16 protein-coding genes are annotated in these 19,682 nt (G+C 43.0%); 9 read left to right on the top strand and 7 right to left on the bottom strand.

What is annotated here, in order from left to right:
- Positions 1 to 154 precede the first annotated feature (154 nt).
- Together BST86_RS13640 and BST86_RS13635 are read left to right on the top strand one after the other, a co-directional pair.
- Complete coding sequence (locus BST86_RS13640; RefSeq protein ID WP_105983723.1) at positions 155 to 1,255, top strand: DUF4407 domain-containing protein; 1,101 nt, start codon at positions 155 to 157, stop codon at positions 1,253 to 1,255.
- A gap of 184 nt (positions 1,256 to 1,439) precedes the next feature.
- Complete coding sequence (locus tag BST86_RS13635; protein ID WP_105983722.1) at positions 1,440 to 2,093, top strand: O-methyltransferase; 654 nt, start codon at positions 1,440 to 1,442, stop codon at positions 2,091 to 2,093.
- Here the strand turns inward: BST86_RS13635 and BST86_RS13630 are convergent.
- From BST86_RS13630 to BST86_RS13605, 6 genes are all read right to left on the bottom strand, one after another.
- Positions 2,070 to 2,648, bottom strand: coding sequence for a phosphatase PAP2 family protein (locus BST86_RS13630; RefSeq protein ID WP_105983721.1), 579 nt, complete (start codon positions 2,646 to 2,648; stop codon positions 2,070 to 2,072). The two genes, BST86_RS13635 and BST86_RS13630, sit on opposite strands and share 24 nt — an antisense overlap.
- Positions 2,648 to 2,923: a Sec-independent protein translocase subunit TatA/TatB gene (locus BST86_RS13625; protein WP_055411767.1), complete on the bottom strand. Its 276-nt coding sequence runs from the start codon at positions 2,921 to 2,923 to the stop codon at positions 2,648 to 2,650. Before BST86_RS13625 ends, BST86_RS13630 begins: the two co-directional genes overlap by 1 nt.
- Positions 2,924 to 2,972: 49 nt before the next feature.
- Entirely contained in the window at positions 2,973 to 3,800 is an 828-nt protein-coding gene (locus tag BST86_RS13620) for a hypothetical protein (protein ID WP_105983720.1), read from the bottom strand.
- 66 nt (positions 3,801 to 3,866) lie between these two features.
- The gene (locus tag BST86_RS13615) at positions 3,867 to 6,173 is read right to left on the bottom strand and encodes a M1 family metallopeptidase (protein WP_105983719.1); all 2,307 of its coding nucleotides are present in this window, start codon (positions 6,171 to 6,173) and stop codon (positions 3,867 to 3,869) included.
- A 64-nt stretch (positions 6,174 to 6,237) separates the two neighbouring features.
- Positions 6,238 to 6,819: a DUF6702 family protein gene (locus BST86_RS13610; RefSeq protein WP_105983718.1), complete on the bottom strand. Its 582-nt coding sequence runs from the start codon at positions 6,817 to 6,819 to the stop codon at positions 6,238 to 6,240.
- A gap of 69 nt (positions 6,820 to 6,888) precedes the next feature.
- Complete coding sequence (locus BST86_RS13605; RefSeq protein ID WP_105983717.1) at positions 6,889 to 7,710, bottom strand: carboxypeptidase-like regulatory domain-containing protein; 822 nt, start codon at positions 7,708 to 7,710, stop codon at positions 6,889 to 6,891.
- Positions 7,711 to 7,807: 97 nt separating this feature from the next.
- On the opposite strand from BST86_RS13605, the gene pepE reads away from it, so the two are divergent.
- The 6 genes from pepE to BST86_RS13575 are packed head-to-tail and all read left to right on the top strand — an operon-like array spanning position 7,808 to position 11,289.
- A complete protein-coding gene (gene pepE, locus BST86_RS13600; protein WP_105983716.1) occupies positions 7,808 to 8,530 on the top strand; it encodes a dipeptidase PepE in 723 nt (240 codons plus the stop codon).
- A gap of 15 nt (positions 8,531 to 8,545) precedes the next feature.
- Positions 8,546 to 8,836 carry a GNAT family N-acetyltransferase gene (locus BST86_RS13595; RefSeq protein WP_055411761.1) on the top strand — a complete coding sequence of 97 codons (291 nt, stop codon included), beginning with the start codon at positions 8,546 to 8,548 and terminating at the stop codon, positions 8,834 to 8,836.
- On the top strand, positions 8,833 to 9,366 hold the full coding sequence (locus BST86_RS13590; RefSeq protein ID WP_105983715.1) for a GNAT family N-acetyltransferase: 534 nt from the start codon (positions 8,833 to 8,835) through the stop codon (positions 9,364 to 9,366). The genes BST86_RS13595 and BST86_RS13590 overlap by 4 nt, the downstream gene beginning before the upstream one ends.
- Positions 9,350 to 9,805, top strand: a complete 456-nt coding sequence (locus BST86_RS13585) for a GNAT family N-acetyltransferase (protein WP_105983714.1) — start codon at positions 9,350 to 9,352, stop codon at positions 9,803 to 9,805. The genes BST86_RS13590 and BST86_RS13585 overlap by 17 nt, the downstream gene beginning before the upstream one ends.
- Positions 9,802 to 10,500, top strand: a complete 699-nt coding sequence (locus BST86_RS13580; protein WP_105983713.1) for a M15 family metallopeptidase — start codon at positions 9,802 to 9,804, stop codon at positions 10,498 to 10,500. Before BST86_RS13585 ends, BST86_RS13580 begins: the two co-directional genes overlap by 4 nt.
- Positions 10,501 to 10,524: 24 nt before the next feature.
- Positions 10,525 to 11,289, top strand: a complete 765-nt coding sequence (locus BST86_RS13575) for a M48 family metalloprotease (RefSeq protein ID WP_105983712.1) — start codon at positions 10,525 to 10,527, stop codon at positions 11,287 to 11,289.
- Between the two features lie 870 nt (positions 11,290 to 12,159).
- Here the strand turns inward: BST86_RS13575 and BST86_RS13570 are convergent.
- Positions 12,160 to 18,729: an alpha-2-macroglobulin family protein gene (locus tag BST86_RS13570; protein ID WP_105983711.1), complete on the bottom strand. Its 6,570-nt coding sequence runs from the start codon at positions 18,727 to 18,729 to the stop codon at positions 12,160 to 12,162.
- A 113-nt stretch (positions 18,730 to 18,842) separates the two neighbouring features.
- On the opposite strand from BST86_RS13570, the gene BST86_RS13565 reads away from it, so the two are divergent.
- Positions 18,843 to 19,580: a tetratricopeptide repeat protein gene (locus tag BST86_RS13565; RefSeq protein ID WP_105983710.1), complete on the top strand. Its 738-nt coding sequence runs from the start codon at positions 18,843 to 18,845 to the stop codon at positions 19,578 to 19,580.
- Positions 19,581 to 19,682: the final 102 nt, after the last annotated feature.

Genomic DNA, 19,682 nt, shown 5'->3' with positions numbered 1-19,682 from the left:
TAAGACTCTAACCGCTATCACGCTATATATTTAAAAGCCACAAATATTATGGATTTGTGGCTTTTCATTTTTGATGTGATTATGCTATAATTTCAAATCATCCATGTAACATTTTACCGCCTAGAGCGTTATAACCTCCTAACTTAATGTTTTCATGCAATCATTTTTCATTTTTTGTAGCGGTGCAGATGCAGATCTGCTGGATAAGTGTAGCGCTGGAGAGCGCAACAAATACGCCGGTATAGGCGCCACCGTTTTCTTTACCGCGCTCATGGCCTTTTTTGCCTCGGCTTACGCGCTTTTTACCGTTTTTGACAGCTATCTGGTCGCTACGGCTTTTGGCCTGGTTTGGGGATTGTTGATTTTTAACCTGGATCGTTATATCGTTTCCACACTCAAGAAAAGCGACAAGAAAATCAACGAGATCTGGCAGGCGACGCCACGTATTTTGCTGGCCATCATCATTGCCGTAGTGATTTCAAAACCTCTAGAACTTAAAATGTTTGAAAAGGAAATCGACCGCGTGCTCCTTGCCGAAAAGAACGAGATGACCCTCGAGAATCAGGAGCAAGTTGGATTACTGTTTGCTGCTGAAGAGTCCGCTTTCGCGAAAGCGATACAAGATTTAAAAGACGAGGTCACCAACAAAGAGGCCGAAGTCGATGCGCTCTATGCCACCTACATCGCAGAGGCCGAAGGTACCGCAGGAACCAACCGCCTAGGGAAAGGACCAGTCTACAAAGAGAAGCGCGACAAACACGACGCAGCCCTAGCCGAATTACAGGCACTGAAACCCGTCAATGCAGAAAAGATCCTAGCGCTGGAAACCCAGCTCGCCGAAGTCCAGGAACGTGAAGCAGCACAGTTGCTCGCTACCCAACCCATCATCGATAACTTTGATGGACTTATGGCACGCATCAGTGCATTGAACAAATTACCGTTTTTGATTTCGTTCTTTATTTTCCTGCTATTTCTAGCCATCGAGACCTCGCCCATTATTGCAAAACTACTCGCTCCTAAAGGTGAGTACGACTTCAAACTGGCAGAGCGTGAAGAACTGGTCAAATCATGGGTCACCCAGCAAAAACAGCAGCAAACCGTCATGGTTCAAACCGACCGCGACCTGAACAATCGCGTCTATGCCGACATAGCCGATGAGGAAGAATTGTACAACTACAAAAAGAAAACCGCACGCCAGCTCATGCAAAAACAAGCCGATGCTTTTTATGAAAAGCAGAAAGGGATTTTGGGTTAGATTTCAAACCCTCTTGACAGGAAAATGGAATATAGATTATAGAACATAGACGTGAGTAGTAAGGCTACATCTATACTCCATATTCCAACAGCGAAGCGGTCCTAGGTCTGTCCCGTAAGTTAGTGTGCTGAAAAGATGCCATTTTTACTATAATATAAAGTAAGTACCATTGTAACTTGTAAAAATGTTTTTTTTACCTAAAGATCTAGACGACTATATCGTCAACCATTCACAAGATGAGCCGCAGATTCTAAAGGATCTGACTCGGGAAACGCATTTAAAAGTGCTGCAACCCATCATGTTGTCTGGCGCTTATCAAGGTCGCGTGTTGAGCATGATCTCGCATTTACGCGCTCCTAAACGTGTTTTGGAAATAGGTACGTTCACTGGTTATTCGGCGATATGTTTGATGGAAGGCATGCCGTCTGGCAGTGAATTGGTGACCATCGATATCAATGAAGAATTAGAGGATTTTGCAGGCAGGTATTTTTCTCGCTTTCGCGAAAGCATAAACCCTAAAATCACGGTGCATCAAAAAATAGGCGATGCCACCCAAATCATCCCGCAGCTTAAGGGAACTTTTGACTTGGTCTTTATTGATGCCGACAAACCCAACTATGTCACCTACTTACATCAGGTGATGGAAAAGGTGAGCTCTGGATCCTTGATCATTTCTGACAATGTGCTATGGCATGGAAAAGTGGTGGAAGAGGTACAGCCTAAGGATACCTCAACACCGGTACTGCTGGAATATAATAGACTGCTCAAGGAAGACCCTAGGTTACAAACGGTGCTCCTGTCCGTACGTGATGGTTTAACGCTTTCTCGTGTTCTCTAGCACCTCAAAGAGAAACAGCGTCAGCTTGTAAAAAGCATAGCCGGTGAGAAGCCCGACGATCATTCCCACGGTGACATCTGCCGGGTAATGCACGCCCACAAATATTCTGGAAAGCGCAAAAGTGATGGGCCAGATATAAAAAAGATAATACCACTTGCTGGGCTTATAATGCTGCAGCAATAGCACCACAATCGTTGTGGCTGCAAAACTCACGGCACTATGTCCGGACCAGAAACTAAAGTTTTCTGGCTTTTGTAGAATGTTGATGCTGTCCATCAACATGGGTTCATTGTTGGGTCGCAGGCGCTCCACATTATTCTTGACAAAATTGGTACACCACAAGGTAAAAACAGCAGTGGTCAACACCATGCCGATGCTGGCCAATCCTTTGCGCCAAGACATGGATTTGTAGAGTAAATAAAAGAAGAAAAGGTAAAGCGGTATCCAGTGTTCTATCTGGGTAACAAACAGCCAAAAGTCGGTAAATCTACCTATCCAAAGACCATTGATAAAACTGAATATATCACGATCTAACTGGACGAGTTCTTCCCACATTAGAACTTGCGTTTGATGGATCCAGAATCTTCAATCTGATCCTTGACTTGCTCAATTTGTTTGGTGATTTCCTTGATATCTTTTGAGAAACCGTGCTCATCGGCAGATTTGGTGATCTCATTTTTGATATCGTCAGTGGCATTACGCACGGTATTCATAGCCTTTGCGATACCTCGAACAATTTCGGGTAGCTTATCAGAACCAAATACCAAAATAATGACCAATCCTACGATCATCATTTCTGGCATACTTATAAAAAGGGGCAATGAAACCATGATGCAAATATACGATCCCAGCAAGATCTTAGATATTCAAAAGCGTTAATTAAGGCATGTAGATAAAAGTCTCTACCGTGGTTTGAGTACCGGTTGCCGTAGTGGACGATACGGTTCTAGAACTGGGAAAATCGTCTTCCTGCAAGGTGTAATCGTAAGACACAAACCTGCCATCTACAGGTGGACCGTTGGAATTGAATCGCTCTTCCAGCGTTGCCGGTAAATACCTGGTATAAGGAACGAACTCTTCGAAAATCAAAAACCTTATCACATCGTTCATATCCCTAAACGGATTGTTGTTGAATAGATAAGTAAGCTCTGTAGTGGATTCAATAGAGTTTCCCGTTGGTCTCAGATCGTTGATACGCTCCACATTGAAGTTTTGCGAGTACACGTATTGGGTTTGATCAGTGGCAGTTCTTGAGCCGTTAGTGGCACTATCAAAGGTTCTAACGAAGTTGATCCTGTTTTGAAAGTCAATACTTAATTCCTTTTGCTGTACGGTAGCATCTGGAAATGTTGTAGTCAAGGTGATGAGGTTATTATTATAATTCAGCGTGTTGCTAGTCGTTTGACCATTATGCACTTTCTCAAAGGCTATCAACCGATCATTAATCGCATAAGTCATCGTATATAAGGCGTTTTCCATGCCTGAGAACGTGATCTGCCTGATCAATGAATCTTCATCGTAATCAATCTCTATTTCCTGAATCACGGTAGCTGCATCGTCCTCTATTGTGATGCCCTGCAATCTCACAAGATCATCTACAGGCTCAATGACTTCGACCAACTCGTCATCACTAATGATATCATCATCACAAGCAACAAAGCTTAAAGCCAGAAAACTAACCACGATATAGAAAAAGTGTTTTCTCATAACGTACAAACATAAAAAAGCCAGATTCATTGTGAATCTGGCTTGATAATTATTCCATGAGAATTTTTAGTTTTTCATTTCTTCGAACTTGTCTACTGTAGCTTCTTGTGGCCATGCGTTGTTAGACACGTCGATATCTGCTGTTTCAAGATCTGGATCGATAACGATTTTAGTGATCTCCTTAGCAGAACCTTTAGACAAGGTTACCTGCTTATCATTGTATCTCCAAATTTCTGCTGGGTGCGTTACTTTTTCAGTAGAACCATCAGCATAGGTGTATTCTAAAATAATAGGCATTACCAATCCACCTGGTTTGTCAACAGTGATTTGGTAGAAGTACTTAGGGTTTTTAAGCTGTGCTCTTTCTTCTGGTGTGAAGTTGTCCATCAAGTATTCTTTCAAAGCAACCGCATCTTCTTTAGGATCTTGACCATTCATTTCGGCCTTATAGTCTTCAGAGTCTTTTTTGACCATGAATACCAAACCTTTGAATCGCTCAAGTGGTATGTTACGTTCTGCCGCTAATTCTTTCATCTCAGCATTTACTTCATTGGAAACGTAGTATTGATCAACACCACCTATCGCCATATCTGTATATTGAGTAGAATAGAACCAACCTCTCCAGAACCAGTCTAGATCCACTGCACTGGCATCTTCCATAGTACGGAAGAAATCCTCTGGCGTCGGGTGCTTGAACATCCATCTGTTGGAATACTCACGGAAGGCGTAGTCAAACAAGTCTCTACCCATGATCGTTTCACGCAAGATGTTTAGACCTGTAGCAGGTTTCGCATAAGCGTTAGAACCAAACTGATATGTGTTCAAACCTTTGGTCATAATAGGTGCGATATAACGCTGGTCACCGCCCATGTAAGGAACGATGGCTGCTGCTGGACCGCGACGTGATGGATATTTATCAAGATCTGTGTCACCCTTAAGGGCTTCTGGATAGCTTTCACCAAAATCTTGCTCTGCTACATACTGTACAAAAGTGTTCAAACCTTCATCCATCCAGGTCCACTGGCGCTCGTCAGAGTTCACGATCATCGGGAAATAGTTGTGTCCTACCTCGTGAATAATTACGGAAATCATACCATATTTCACACGGTCAGAATAAGAACCGTCTGGCTCTGGACGACCATAATTCCAACAAATCATAGGATATTCCATCCCTTGATTCTTAGCGTGTACAGAGATCGCCTTGTGATAAGGATAATCAAAAGTCATTCTTGAGTACGACTTCAATGTTTGTGCAACGGCATAAGTGGACCATTGTTCCCATAGAGGATTACCTTCTGGCGGATAGATGGAAACTGCCATCACATCGCTCTTACCTACTTTTACCGCCATCGCGTCTGCAATGTATCTTCTAGAAGATGTCCATCCAAAGTCACGTACGAAGTCTGCTTTTAACTTCCAGGTTTTGGTAGTCGTTGTGGTTTCTGCACTTCCTTGAGCAAACTTTTCAGCTTCTGCTTGTGTTCTAATGATCACAGGCTTCTCATAAGACTTCATCGCTCTTTCATAGCGATTCATTTCTTCTTTGGTATAAACATCCTTACGGTTAGTCAATTTACCGGTACCGTCTAACCAGTGGTCAGAAGGCACAGTGATATTCACTTCAAAAGAACCGAATGGCAATGCAAACTCATCACGTCCCCAGAACTGGCTGTTTTGCCATCCTTCAACGTCATTATAAACTGCCATACGTGGATAGAATTGAGCGATAACATAAGAGCGGTTCCCATCTGGAGTTTGCTCATAACCACTACGGCCGCGGCCGTTCACGTGATCGTTGATGTTATAATCCCATTCAATATCAAATTCAAAATCGTCACCAGACTCTAGTGGCTCTGGCATCTCTACACGCATCATGGTTTGGTTGATAGTGTATTTTAAGGGATTTCCTTTACTGTCCAAAACCTTGGTGATGTTGAAACCACCATCAAATGGCTGCTCCAAGAAGCTACCGGTAAATCCGGCTGGAGTTGCATAGGGATCGATTCTTCCACCTTCAATCAAAGGGGTTTTACTGTCCTTGGCACGCATATTTTGATCCAGTTGCACCCACAAATAGCTTAGGACATCTGGAGATTTGTTAGTATAGGTAATGGTTTCATAACCGTATAGGTGATGGTTTGCATCATCCAGGCGTACGTCCATTTTGTAGTCTGCGCGCTGTTGGTAGTACGCTGGACCTGGAGCACCACTGGCGCTACGGTATTCGTTAGGAGTTGAGAACTCCTGATACATTTGACGGAATTTGTTCTCGTTGTAGTGTTCTGGTGCTTTTTCTTCGGCAGGTGCATCTTGTGCAAAAGCGCCAAAAGAAATGAGCATCATACTCATGAACAAAAGTTTGATTGCTTTCATTAATTGGTGTTTTTTTCTAGTTGCTGCTAATTTAAGAATATTAGGATCTAATTACGGTATCCCTTTAAAAGTTTACGCGATCTGTAGGCGTATCCATGCTGTTAAGCAGTGATTTACGCTGGCTGCCCATTTTGAAATGCACAAGATTTTTTTGCTCGGGAAAAAGTTCGAACAAGGCCTTATAACTCACCTCAACAGTTTTGGGCTGTTTTGCGGCCGGTAATTCTATGTAGATGATAATTTGGTCAGCATCATATTCTGCACCTATAACGGTAGGATCTGTAGTGGTTCCATCGGCCTTAACACGCAGTCTACTATTGATGTAACGATTCAAGATCGGTTTGAGTTCTTCAAGACCATCGGGATTTCCCAGCGTGACCTTTTTATCCATGCGTTCATTGAGAACATCTTCTAGGTCATCAATAAAAAATCGGGAAACCATTTGCAGGGCCTTACTTTTCTCGTTGTATTTCACGTTGGAAACAGACAGATAATATTTGTGGTATTGTTGGATGAGTTCGCTTTCGCGAAAGCGAGAACCCTCAACAACTATGGGTAAATCAAAAGCCTCCTTGATAGTGGAAGCGGTGCTTGCAAGGGCACCAAAAAGAACCGTGATGATTACGGCTACTTTAGTCAATTTCATAGAATGTGTATTCAATTATGGCGATTGCCAATCTTTTTTGAGCAATAACAATGCCTAAAAATGAACCTTTTATTCTTTTGTAGCAATCCTTTTCTTGAATGTGGTCGCCTGCTCATCCAGGAATTGTAGCAATTGAAATTCATTTTCTGGCAACAACATGGCTTTATTCAAACCTTTTTCTTGAGCAAATACCATGAATTCAAAAAGTTTGTCCTCTGGAATGTCAAGGTAATCCACAAGATACTCGGTGCTGTACTCATTTTGAAGCAGCGTCTCTTTGAATCGAGTTTCTTGTTTGCTAGGTGCGTCCACAGATAGGTCGACGTTGCGCAATGCGCCTTCAATCAACAAACCACCCAGCAAACCCACAAGATTGAAGGAATTGTATCGCAGCTGGCTCTGATTGAACGCTGTATTTTCCAACGGGATTTCTTCTGGCTGGCGTATACGGTCAGAAAAAGTGTTCTCGATGCGGTCTACCGCAGCAGTTCTTATGTTGCGCTCGCTTACCTTGTCCAGTCCAGTTTCTGGCATTTCAGTCTTTTTGACCGCTACTACAATAGACTCATCGGTCACAACGACTTCATCCAGCAAGTTGACGCCTTGAGTAAAAACGAGCTGGGTTTTTCTGTTTTCTACCGTGGTTTCTGTCACGGTCAAGGTAAATGGATCGTATTGCAAAGCGCTGAAGGACAATTTGTCGCCCACACGCACATCCATATAAAACTTCCCGTCTAGATTAGTCACCGTACCTTCTAAGGTGTTCCCATTAAAAATGGTGATGCCGTCCAGCGGTTCTTTAGTCACGCCTAGGATGGTTCCTTCTATCTGGACGCGATCTTGTGCGAACGCAGCGCTGGTTATCAATAAAAAAAGTAAGAGATATTTCATGGGATGGGATTAAATACTAATATAAAGTTATAAAGAGTGCGCCGTGCATACTGCCTGAAAATTGTTAAATACCTTTGGTTAAAACCAACTCATCGCCATGAGAAATATGATTGTTGCCAGTACCTCGACGCTTTATGGCGGTGGCTATCTGGAGTATCTGACACCTTTCCTTTCCAAAAGATTAAAAGCAGCGTCTATCAAAGAGCTTCTTTTTATTCCTTTTGCAAGACCTGGTGGCATTAGCCATGATGATTATACCAGTAAGGTTAGAGCTGTTTTTCAAACGATGCATGTGAACGTAAAGGGTATTCATGAATTTGAGGATCCCATTAAAGCCATTCAAGATGCTCAAGGAATCTTTACTGGCGGCGGCAACACTTTTCAGTTAATCAAAATGCTTCACGATTTGCAGTTAGTCGAACCGTTGCGCAAAGTCATATATCAAGGTGTTTTTTATCTGGGCACTAGTGCCGGCAGTAATATTTGTGGGCTCAACATAAGAACCACTAATGATATGCCGGTCGTACAACCTTCCAGTTTTAAGGCTACTGGAGCTTTGGCCTATAATATCAATCCGCATTATCAAGATCCTATTGAGGGCGACCAGCACATGGGCGAGACTCGCGAGCAACGCATTAATGAATTTCACATATACAATCACATTCCAGTCATAGGGCTGCGTGAAGGTAGTTTTATCGATGTCCAAGGAACGACCGAAATCCTTAAAGGCACGCTCAAAGCCAGGCTTTTTCAGGCAGGAAAAGCACCCATGGAAATTGAACCAGAAACTGATTTTGCAACCCTTAACTTAAACCACTAAATTTATCTAGACACCATGAATACAGACAATATCCAACATAAACAGAACGACCGTCGCGGTATTTTTTACCTCAAGCAAGACGATCAAACCATTGCAGAATTGACCTACTCACTGGAAGATGGCGTGATGACCATTGACCATACAGAGGTACAGCCAGAACATGAAAATCAAGGCCTAGGCAGCAAAATGATTGAGGAGAGTTACGCTTACGCGAAAGCGAACCACTTAAAAATCAATCCGCTATGTCCATTTGCCGAAGTCGTTTTTGACCAGCATGAGGAATGGAGTGACGTGCGCGTGGGATGAATCTAAATTTTGAAACGGAAAGATTGTTGTTGCGTCCTTTTGAAAAAAGGGATGCTTCTCATTTCTATCTCATGAACAATGATGAGGAAGTGATGAGATATACTGGCGATGTGCCCTTTGAATCCATTGCCGCTGCAGAGGATTTTATTGAAGACTATACCAACAATCCAACGGGACAAATTCAAAAATATCACATGGGACGCCTGGCGGTAATTGATAAAACATCCAAAGAGTTTGTTGGGTTTTGCGGCATCAAAACACACGAGGCCTCACAGATTACAGACATAGGCTACCGTCTGCTAAGATCCCAATGGGGAAAAGGGTATGCCACTGAGGCTTGTCACAAAATGCTGAAATTTGCCTTTGACCACCATCAAAAAGATCAAATCATTGCTCATGTACATGAACAAAATATTGGATCACAACGCGTGGCCGAAAAGTTGGGGTTTCAACTAGACCATCGATTTTTATGGGATGGATTATTGCCTGGACGTTATTATAAATTGACTAGAGATGCCTATTACAATTAAGGAAATTACCACGTTAGAAACCTACAGCGTGCGCCATGCTGTTTTGAGAGTAGGACGACCGCTGGAGGAATGCGCAATGGACGGCGATGATTTGTCAACCACCTTTCATTTAGGTGCTTTTGATGGTGACCTGCATGTAGGTGTCGCGACCTTTTTGAAATCGGAAGCTGTGGATTTACCCATAAATTTCCCTGCAGAAACCACGTATTATCAATTGAGAGGAATGGGCGTTGTAGCAGACCACCAAGGAAAAGGCATTGGAGCAGACATAGTCACCCAAGGCATCCATCGCCTAAAAGAACTTAATATTGACATCCTATGGTTCAATGCACGCATCAAGGCCGTGCCGTTTTATGAACGTTTAGGTTTTACCAGTTATGGTGAGCCGTTTGAGGTCAAAAACATAGGCACTCATTATAAAATGTATGCAGCATTATGAAACTTTTATTAGCATTATTCTGTTTGTCTGGCTTCCTAACTACCGCTCAAATCACGCCAGCAGTATTGACTGGTCAATCTGTAAATCCATCCAACTCGTTAGAGAAAGAAACCCAAGCGGCATTGAAGGAAATGCAGGCGGCAGCGCTTAAAGACGGTATAAAAATAGAAGTGGCTTCTGGATACCGCAGCTTCAATCGCCAGCGTCAAATCTGGAACGGTAAATACTCAAAGTATGAAGCACAAGGCTTAACACCTGATGCCATTTTTGATAAAATCGTAGAATATTCGACAGTTCCAGGAACATCCAGACATCATTGGGGAACGGACATGGATTTGATCGACGGCAATGCCAAGTACAGTGGTTCTGTTCTTGTGACCGATAAATTTCACGGTGATGGCCCGTTTTGTAAATTAAAGGATTGGATGGATCAACATTCGACGGAGTATGGATTTGAATTGGTCTATACCATGAATAATAATCGTACAGGTTTTGAATATGAACCTTGGCATTATAGCTATGCTCCAGTTTCCAAAAAATACCTTGAGCAATATCTGAATCAAATAGACTTCGTCAAGTTTCTCCGCTCTCAAAATATCATGGGAATGGACGACATAAGCGATGCCAGGTTAGAACGCTACTATAAGGAACATATTCAAGGGATTAACGCAGCGCTACTTTTAGAAAAAGAGTAGATTTAAATTTCTAATCCATCTTATATGAAACGCCGCTCTGGTACCATTAGACTCTTCATAGGCCTAGCCATTGTGGCTTTTGCTGTATTTAAATTTTGTTCCAGTGAGACAACCAATGAATACACAGGTCAAAAACAATATGTAGATCTAACCGTAGAAGAAGAAATAAGTATGGGTTTGAGTGCCGCACCCAGCATGATGCAGCAACACGGTGGTTTACTTCAAAATCAAGCGGCTCAAGACCAATTGGATCGTATAGGTTATCAATTAGTGCAAAGTAGCGTTGCTAAAAACAGTAACTATAAATGGGACTTTCATTTGTTAGCAGATGACCAAACCATCAATGCCTTTGCATTACCCGGCGGCCAGTGTTTTATTACTGCGGCATTGTATGCACAACTTGAAGATGAAGATCAGCTTGCAGGTGTGATGGGCCATGAAATAGGTCACGTGATCGCAAGACACAGCGCAGAGCGCATTCAACAACAAGGACTGGCTAATGGTGTCATCACTGGTGTTTCCGTTGCTGCAGAAGGCGGCGGCGAGGCCGCTCAAGCGATCGCCCAGATGCTTACCATGAAATACGGTCGTGAAGATGAATTACAAAGCGACGAACTAGGCGTCAAAATGATGATCGATGCCGGTTATGATCCCTATGAAATGATAGGCGTCATGGAAATTCTTGCTGCCGCAGGCGGTCCTAACCGAGTGCCAGAATTCCAATCCACACATCCAGATCCAGAAAATCGCATCCAGAAGATCAAGGAAGCTATAGAGAAGTATCAGTAGAAAGAGGCAAGAGAAAAATTTAATGTCGGGTTGTCTGTTGCCCTGAATTTATTTCAGAGTCGTCCTTCTTTAAACAATTTTAACCAACACCTATGAGATGCTGAAACGAGTTCAGCATGACAGATGTTATTTTTTCAACTACAACCGATTCGACCTACAGTCGAGAAGGAGTGGTTCTTTAGCAAAAGAATGATTTCAGAACAACCATATCTCTACTGTCGCTCGATACTGGTTTACAAGCTTCGACTTTATAAAACCAAACATAGCCGCTTAGAGCGATAGTCCAGAATAAGCTTTGAATTGGCAACAACAATCTTGTCAGAAAAACCATATCTCGACTGTCGCTCGATACTGGTTTAAAAGCTTCGACTATATAAACGCAAACACAGCCGCTTCGAGTGATAGTCGAGCAGTTGTGTTGTGTCTGCAACAACAATCTTTTCAGAAAAGCCATATCTCCACTGCCGCTCGATACTGGTTGAATAAGATTCGCAGTCAATAAAAAGCACGTTCCTTTACTATTAAGCAATGATTAGATCTTCATACTGGTTTAAAAGCTTCGGCTTTATAAACCCAAATGCAGCCGCCTCGAGCGATAGTCGAGCAGTTGTGTTGTGTCTGCAACAACAATCTTTTCAGAAAAACCATATCTCGACTGCCGCTCGATACTGGTTTACAAGCTTCGTCTTTATAGAACCAAATACAGCCGCTTCGAGAGATAGTCCAGCAGTTGTCTTGAGTTTGCAACAAAAATCTTTTCAGAAAAACCATATCTCGACTGTCGCTCGATACTGGTTTAAAAGCTTAGGCTTTATAAACCCAAATGCAGCAACTTCGAGCGGTAGTCGAGAAGGAGCGTGTCTATGACACCTACTCTTTAATCGTCACACGCACGCCTTCACTGTGGCTGGAGAATTCTGGTGCGTACATGCATTCCAACTGAGTGATACCGTTAGAGAATTGGCCGGCGTTGTTGGCCCGTACATCGTATTCAAAAACGTAGGTTCCCGGTTTTAACTGGTCAAAGAAAAAGTGTGTGGCCACATCTTTGGTGCTTTGGTAGTAACCCAATCCATCCTGGTATTTGTATTGCGAGATCACGTCTACCGGCTCAAAACCGCTGGCGCGCATATCCTTCAAATGAACAAAATCCAAATCCTTGGTGGATCGTATCTCCATGCGTACGGTAACCAGATCGCCTATTTCCAATGCATCCTCTGTAGTAATTTCTACCAGTTTCTTGCCACCGTCTGTATTGACCTTCTTGAACAATCGTTTTTTGATCGACATGGGCAGGTCATCGTCAACGGTGATCTTGTCCAGGTTTTCAAAATATTGCCAGTACAACCCACCATATCCTGTGACTTCACTCTTGTTTTTTACCTCAATAGTGGCATAGACAGGCTTTACTGCTTCTTCATGGAGCGACACCTTGAAATAACCAGTTCCAGCTTCTTTTTTTACGTCCTTCATCAGCGATTCTGGGATAGGCTTGTCGCCCCATTTGATCACGTTACTTTCCTGGACATCGAGCCATTTGTTGCCCTGCAACAGCAATGCATAGGTAGCATCTGCCGTGGCTTTGGTAGATTTCCAGCGGTTGGTACGCTTGTTTTGCAGCAACCAGACTTTGAGTTCCTCGACATTTTTGAGATCATTTACCACCTCGCCAAAAGTCTCAATCGCCAATGCCTGTGTCTCAATATCGCTGGAATACCAGTTGTAACCGGTCACGTTTTCCTTCCAGTACATACCGTTTTCACGGCTGTTGACGGCGCTTTGGCGCAATCCTTCCACGATTTTTTGAGCGGTTGCCACATTTCCGTTGCGGTGCAGGCTTATGGACATCAACAACTGCTGGTAGATGGATTGTGAGGAGAATGAGGTATTCGCTTTCGCGAAAGCGAACTCACGACCAGCTTTCAAAACACCGGTCAAGTTCTTGTCCTTCTTGAAACTACGTGAATATTGATAATGCCAGTAACTCACACTATAGTTGAAATTCTCCAGGGTTTTGTTTCTCTTCAAGTGTTCATTGAAACTGTTTTCCCAAGAACGATCCAGCGCCTTGATGGCGTTTTCATAGATGCGGTCGGTTTGTGGGCGATCGCCATCGTTGACCTGCAACTGATTCAAATGACCTATTCCAGCGGCGATGTGACGGGTGATGTACTCGCTCATGCGGCCACCTGCAAACCACGGGAAACCACCATTGGGAAGTTGTTGCCCTTCCAATTTTGCCAGCGTTTTCTTTTTCTCTCGAGCCGTTCTGGCCAAATCAAACAAGGTAGCCAGACGCTTTTGCTTTTCGGCTTCTGACTGTGCGTCGCGCAGCCATGGCGTGTGGGCAAGAATTACGCTTTTTAATTCTTCGTTCTTCTCCAGATTGCTGGCAGGTATATCGTTTGCTGCCCAGGTGTCAAACACCTCTTTGACCTTAGGGTTGCTGTTCAAGATGTGCGCTGCCATAGCATTAGCATAATACCTAGAGAAGGTTTGCTCTGCGCAATCGTGCTCATACTCCATCAAATAAGGTAATGACTGGATGGCGTACCATGATGGGTTTGAGGTGTATTCAAAGGTCAACTGGTGGTTGGTTCTGGAATCTGACGTAGTGTTTGCCAGCTTGTCCATGGTAACGCTTTGGGTCTCGCCTGCTCGTACCCAAAGAGCGCGACTTTCCGTGACTAACATGCGGTTAGTGAGCACGGGCAGCGTATTTTCCTCACCATCAGAGAAGTTTCCAGATGTGGCGAGCACTCTATAGGTTACGGCTTGCGTGCCTTTAGGGACATGAAACGTCCAGTTGAGACTGGCGTTGCCACCAGTGGCCGCTTCAAAAGACTGAATGTTTTGAGTGTTGCCTAATTCTGCATCAATAGGCTGCATAGTTAACGCGTCAAATAATTGCAACGTTGCTTTACCGGTCATGGGTTTGCCAGAGAGGTTAGCTACTTTAGTAGAGAATCTGATGGTATCTGTTTCCCTCAGGAATCGCGGCGAATTAGGAACGAGACTCAGCTCCTTTTGAGTTTGCACCAGTGCTTCATACTGCGCCGTTTGCCCTTGCTTATTGTGCGCAAACAGTCTTAACTTCCATTGGGTTAAAGCCTCTGGCGATGTAAAGCTGAATTTTAAATTCCCATTTTCGTCTGTGTAGAGCTCTGGTAAGAAGAAGGCGGTTTCGTCTAGGTTTTTGCGGAGTTGTACGTTTTGCAATGCGAGATATTCATTGACAATGTCTGCAGTGGAAACTCCTTTTTTGGTGCTGATAATAATCACTCCATTGGCTCCACGGCTGCCGTAAATAGAAGTTGCAGCAGCGTCTTTGAGTACTGCCATTTCTTGAATATCATTAGGATTTATTGCTTGGTATTCTGACTGAGTTAAAGGAACGCCGTCTACTATGATCAACGTATTCACATCAATGCTTGAAGTACCGCGAATACGAATATTTCCATTTGCTCCAGGCTGACCTTTTTGATAAGTGACCTCAACACCTGCCGCTTTCCCAGATAAGGTTTCAGAAATCATGGCCGGCGCGATTGCATCACTGGACATCATTTCAGTTTCTTCCATAACCGTCACGGAAGACGTGCGGGATTTTTTAGTTTGAGCTGCATAGCCGACAACAACAACCTCATCCAATGAAGAATTTAAAGAAAAGTTCATGATTGAATTATCTACATCTTTATTTTCCGTTTCGTAACCTGGAAATGATACACGTATGCGATCTCCTTTCTTACCTTCCAACATATATTTTCCATCAAAGTCGGTCGTCGTGGATCTATTTGTGCCTTGAATTTTTACAGTTGCACCTAAGATGGGCTCACCAGAAGCATCAGTGACCTTTCCAACTATCTTACCTGCAATAGGTTTGACGGGTGTCAGCTTTCGCGAAAGCGAATTCTTATATGTTCTATAACGATATTCAAAATTTTGGAACGTCAATCCAAATAAATGTAGTTGTTCTTTTTCCAAGGCAAATACAGGATCGATTTGATAATATATTCGACTGTAAAGATTAATTATCGTTGCACCCGCTAGATCATTTGCAGATGACGGATAAAAATCGCGACCGCCGTTATAGAAGTTAAATCCACTCCAATAACTGTTTGCAAACTCATCCAGGCTCTTGTCGTACATGCTGGCGAGAACTTCTGCCTGCATGCCCGTGCTGTCCTGATCCTTAATGGTAAAAGACCACTCTTCTTCCACGCCAGGATACAACTTATTGCGGAAGGTTTGCGTAGTGATCGCAAACTGCTGAGTTGGTTTTACGGGTTTTTTGGCCTCAAAACTTCCAGACCTAAAGTCATTGTATTTATAGGTGTAGTATTGGAACTTCAAAGAATTTCCAATGGCCTGACCCATAGGAAACCTCATAGTGGTTTTTCCAGCAGGCAAATAGACCCATTGGGATTCTAGAACGCGTTTGCTGTCATAGGTTGTAAGGTAGATGTAGATGCCATCTGTACTGGTGTAGAAGTCAACAATAGCCTGATCTCCATCGACGTTTACATCTTGACTTACAATAGATGGTGTGGCTGGTACATCCTTATTGGCCCAGATTTGAACTTCTTGTTTTTCTTCCACATAATCTTTCTCGTCATCTAGACTTAGCTTTTTGTCTGCTTCAACAGCCTTTGCATAAAGGATATAGTTCCCATTCTTCCAATCCAGAGTAATTGGAATTTCTATGGTAGCGAGCGAATCTGTGGTAATCGTCTTTTTAAAAGTGATGGGTGTTTGTTTCCAGTCTTCTATCTTTTCTTCCCTGCGTAATTCGGCTAATGGGAACTGATCGCGGTACGCTTCCAGACCTAGTTCGTGAAACTCCGCATCCTTAAGGTTACTGTTGACGATGACATGATCGCTCTCGATATTCTCGCGCACTTGTATCTCAATAGTGGCATTGATGGGTTTACCATTAAGATTACGAGCGATTACTTGAAGCTGATTGTTTTGAACCGTGAGATTTCCTGTGGTAGAAATCTGTACCTCGATCGGTTTGTAGCCTACTCGCACACTGGTCTGTGCGGTTCTGGTCTCGCCATTCACGTCTGTGACGCTAGCCTCGATGCGGTAGTTGTAGTTGGATTCAATATCCTTAGCCACCAGCGTGGAATCTGGCAATGCTTTAAAAGGTATCGTAAAAGTTCCGTCTGATTTTGTAAGCGTAGTATCATTTGCCATTACTTGCTGGTCGACCGGCACATACCCGTATTTCCAGTAAGGTACGTTAGCTACTCGCGTTACGGTATAGACAACTTGGGCGTCTGTGATATTACTGCCTAATGAGGCTTTGGCAAATCCTTCTACTTTTACACTATCACCTATAATGTAGGTTTCAGTAATGTCTTTGAATTCTGTTTTAAATCTGGGACGTTTGTATTCTTCTACTTGGAAACTTATTCCGCCTTCGTCGAAATTATCTACACCATCCCAATAGCTTCCATCTTCATCAGATTCTAGATAAATGTCAAATCTTCCCGTAAGTACCTCAGACGGTAAAGTGAATGAACCATTGATACTTCCATATGCGTTAGTGGTAAGCTCCTGAGTGAAAACCTCTTCTCCATTGACGTCCTCTACTATGACCTTAAACTTTTCATTGGAAAGCACTCGAGATTTGTTATTGTCATTCTCCACTACAATGGACTTGAAATAGACCTTTTGTCCTGGCCTATATATCGCTCGATCTAGATAGATAAATGCTTTAACCTGTTTCTCTGAATCTGCATAGGAACCTCTATAGTAGCCGCGATTGACGTAAGTCGAAATCGTATCGCCATTTTTAGAAGCTTCTACTCTATTTCTGTAATAACGATCTGCAAACAAAAATGAAACCTGACCATTCTTATCTGTTTTACCTCTGTAGATGGTGGATTTATCATCCCCAAAAATCTTGACGGAAACATCTTCCATGGGTTTTCCTGTATTGCGATCTGTAGCTGTTATCACGGTTTTACCAGATACCGTATTACTCGTCAGCGCGATTCCTGAAACCGTCATGAACCTGCCAGAGGTGACTTCTTTTTGATCCTTTTCTCTAATCAACACAAGATATTTGCCGGCTTGCAATCCCGGAATCGCATATTCATACGTATGGGAAAAGGTGTCGTCGCCCTGCGGTAAACGTGTTTGTTCTATGTGGGCAAAGTCGTTGTTTTGGTTCGCTTTCGCGAAAGCGGCATTGTGAATGGAGTCTAGATTTCCCTGTACCTCATCAAAATCCTGAGCGACTTTGAGGTAATAAATCGAGGCGTCTCTGGCATTGCGATAGGATATCACACCACGACTGGGCTGGTTGGGAATGACATTAGTTTGCAATTGGGAACTTAATTCTGGCTGATAGATCTGTGACAATAGCCTCGTACATTGCAAGCTACCGTAGGTTTCTGGGTGCTTCTCGATAGCATCTTTGGCAATGCGTACGGCTTCTTTACGGTCAGAAAGTTTGTTGTCATTCTCATCATCGTTGGACCTTCCATAATAGTATTGGGCAAGGCTGTACTGTATCATGGTGATCGCACCATTATCCTTATACTGATCGATCAGATTCTCATAGATCTTTACCAACAGTGGTAAATCTTGGTCGTTACTTAATTGGTCTTTTGCAAATTCCAGTCGCTCATCAATGGCTGCGAGATAGGCTGGAATTTCCTTACGCTTTTTATGCAAGTTTTCCAGCTGTCCATAAAGCTGTAACACGTCATAGCTGGAATAAATGGTATCATTTACAGATCGTTTGAGTTGGATCAGTTCTTCAGTAGGTAGAAATCCGTTCTCCTTAGTGACCGTGAAATTTTCTCGTGGCATGGTAACGCCGTAGGCGCTGGTTTTATAAAATTCCAGCGCATGATGGGCAAGAACATCCAGTAAGCTGGGTCGCAACTCACGCCCTAGAGGTTTGATATGCAAAATCGGGTCGTAGCTGGCTACATTGATTTTGGAAAGCCTGTCACCATCAACTAACGATTTTTGGAAAACATCAGAAATCTCACTGTAAAATCGTTTAAGATCCCAAGCCATGAAATCATCGCCACCAGCATCAGTACTGGTGCGATTATTTATGCGGTATCTATTTTCCTGCAAGTATTGCTCAAAAAGCTGTCCTTTGATAGAATAATAGATGTTGCGCTCTGGGAATTTAGAAGCTGTAATGCGCTTGTCCAAAGCTGCGATGATCTTTTTCTGCGCATCTTCTTCATTGATGAGCCAGAATTTTGATTGAAAAATGAAGGCTTTGATAAGTTGTGCCTCGTCGTTTTTACGCGATGCTTTTTTAAAAACCTCATCGAGTAACTCTTGGGCTTCCTCAATTTTATTCTCTACTTCCAATTGTTCAATGGCGCGCCATTGCTCTTGATAATCTTGTCCAGAAACATTTTGAAATCCTAAAATAGTTAGGACGAGAATGATGAGATAGTTCTTCATAGCAGATTGGAATTATTTAAAGTTAGCCAAATTCTGGGCGCTCCTCTTTTAAAAAACACTCCAATTCCCATACCACAACTTAATTGGTATTCTTTTTGCTAGTTTTGCCACACATGAGACATCTATTGATCATTTTAGGGGTATTGGTTTGCACTGGCGTTAGTGGTCAGTCCGCTTTCGCGAAAGCGGAACAGCTATTCAAACAATCCAAGTACAAAGCAGCCTTGCCAATATATCTGGACCTATTGGAAGAAAAACCACAGGACCAAAAATTATTGCGCAAGACTGGTCAGACCTATGGCGAGATGGAACAGTTTGAAAAAGCCACGGCCATCTATAAACGATTACTGGCTACCGATGATACCAATGCAGATTATCATTTCTACTATGGTGGTTCCATGGGTTTATGGGCCAAGAATGCATCTAAATTCAAGGCGCTGGGATTGGTGGACGACGTCAAGTTCCATCTAAAAAAAGCAGCCGAACTTGATTCAAAACACGTCGACACGCGATGGGCGCTGGTCCAGTTGTATACAGAATTGCCAGGTATTATAGGTGGCTCACTAACAACTGCACGCAATTATGCAGACCAGTTGAAGAAAATCTCACCCGTCGATGGTTATCTGGCTCACGGTTATGTTGATGAGTATGACAAGGAATACACAGATGCCGAAACGGCTTATAAAAACGCGATCAAAGTAGGCGGCTCACCGCTTACTTACATGAAGCTAGCCACGCTCTATGCAGACAAAATGGATCGCACCGCAGATGCTAAGGCCATTTTAAAAAAGGGCTATGAAATCCATAAGGATGCCCAATTGCTGGCCCAGTTGGAGAAATTGGATTCGTGATTTGGAATGTTGCAATTAGAATCGTTTCATTTTTTCTAACCACATTTATATTATGTGATTTTCTTATTTTCTTGCGTATTCTCTTGAGGAACTATGGAGAGC

This window comes from Nonlabens agnitus, assembly GCF_002994045.1.
Taxonomy (GTDB): Bacteria; Bacteroidota; Bacteroidia; order Flavobacteriales; family Flavobacteriaceae; genus Nonlabens; species Nonlabens agnitus.
Note: the sequence above shows the minus strand (reverse complement) of the source record. Positions and strands in the feature narration are given on the sequence as shown.

What these genes read in the sequence shown, in the direction of transcription:
- BST86_RS13610 (WP_105983718.1), bottom strand. Translation starts at nt 6,819, where the DNA reads ATGAAATTGACTAAAGTAGCCGTAATCATCACGGTTCTTTTTGGTGCC.
- BST86_RS13605 (WP_105983717.1), bottom strand. Translation starts at nt 7,710, where the DNA reads ATGAAATATCTCTTACTTTTTTTATTGATAACCAGCGCTGCGTTCGCA.
- BST86_RS13580 (WP_105983713.1), top strand. Translation starts at nt 9,802, where the DNA reads ATGAAACTTTTATTAGCATTATTCTGTTTGTCTGGCTTCCTAACTACC.
- BST86_RS13640 (WP_105983723.1), top strand. Translation starts at nt 155, where the DNA reads ATGCAATCATTTTTCATTTTTTGTAGCGGTGCAGATGCAGATCTGCTG.
- BST86_RS13565 (WP_105983710.1), top strand. Translation starts at nt 18,843, where the DNA reads ATGAGACATCTATTGATCATTTTAGGGGTATTGGTTTGCACTGGCGTT.
- BST86_RS13575 (WP_105983712.1), top strand. Translation starts at nt 10,525, where the DNA reads ATGAAACGCCGCTCTGGTACCATTAGACTCTTCATAGGCCTAGCCATT.
- BST86_RS13625 (WP_055411767.1), bottom strand. Translation starts at nt 2,923, where the DNA reads ATGGTTTCATTGCCCCTTTTTATAAGTATGCCAGAAATGATGATCGTA.
- BST86_RS13585 (WP_105983714.1), top strand. Translation starts at nt 9,350, where the DNA reads ATGCCTATTACAATTAAGGAAATTACCACGTTAGAAACCTACAGCGTG.
- BST86_RS13570 (WP_105983711.1), bottom strand. Translation starts at nt 18,729, where the DNA reads ATGAAGAACTATCTCATCATTCTCGTCCTAACTATTTTAGGATTTCAA.
- BST86_RS13615 (WP_105983719.1), bottom strand. Translation starts at nt 6,173, where the DNA reads ATGAAAGCAATCAAACTTTTGTTCATGAGTATGATGCTCATTTCTTTT.
- BST86_RS13620 (WP_105983720.1), bottom strand. Translation starts at nt 3,800, where the DNA reads ATGAGAAAACACTTTTTCTATATCGTGGTTAGTTTTCTGGCTTTAAGC.
- BST86_RS13635 (WP_105983722.1), top strand. Translation starts at nt 1,440, where the DNA reads ATGTTTTTTTTACCTAAAGATCTAGACGACTATATCGTCAACCATTCA.
- BST86_RS13595 (WP_055411761.1), top strand. Translation starts at nt 8,546, where the DNA reads ATGAATACAGACAATATCCAACATAAACAGAACGACCGTCGCGGTATT.
- pepE (WP_105983716.1), top strand. Translation starts at nt 7,808, where the DNA reads ATGAGAAATATGATTGTTGCCAGTACCTCGACGCTTTATGGCGGTGGC.
- BST86_RS13630 (WP_105983721.1), bottom strand. Translation starts at nt 2,648, where the DNA reads ATGTGGGAAGAACTCGTCCAGTTAGATCGTGATATATTCAGTTTTATC.
- BST86_RS13590 (WP_105983715.1), top strand. Translation starts at nt 8,833, where the DNA reads ATGAATCTAAATTTTGAAACGGAAAGATTGTTGTTGCGTCCTTTTGAA.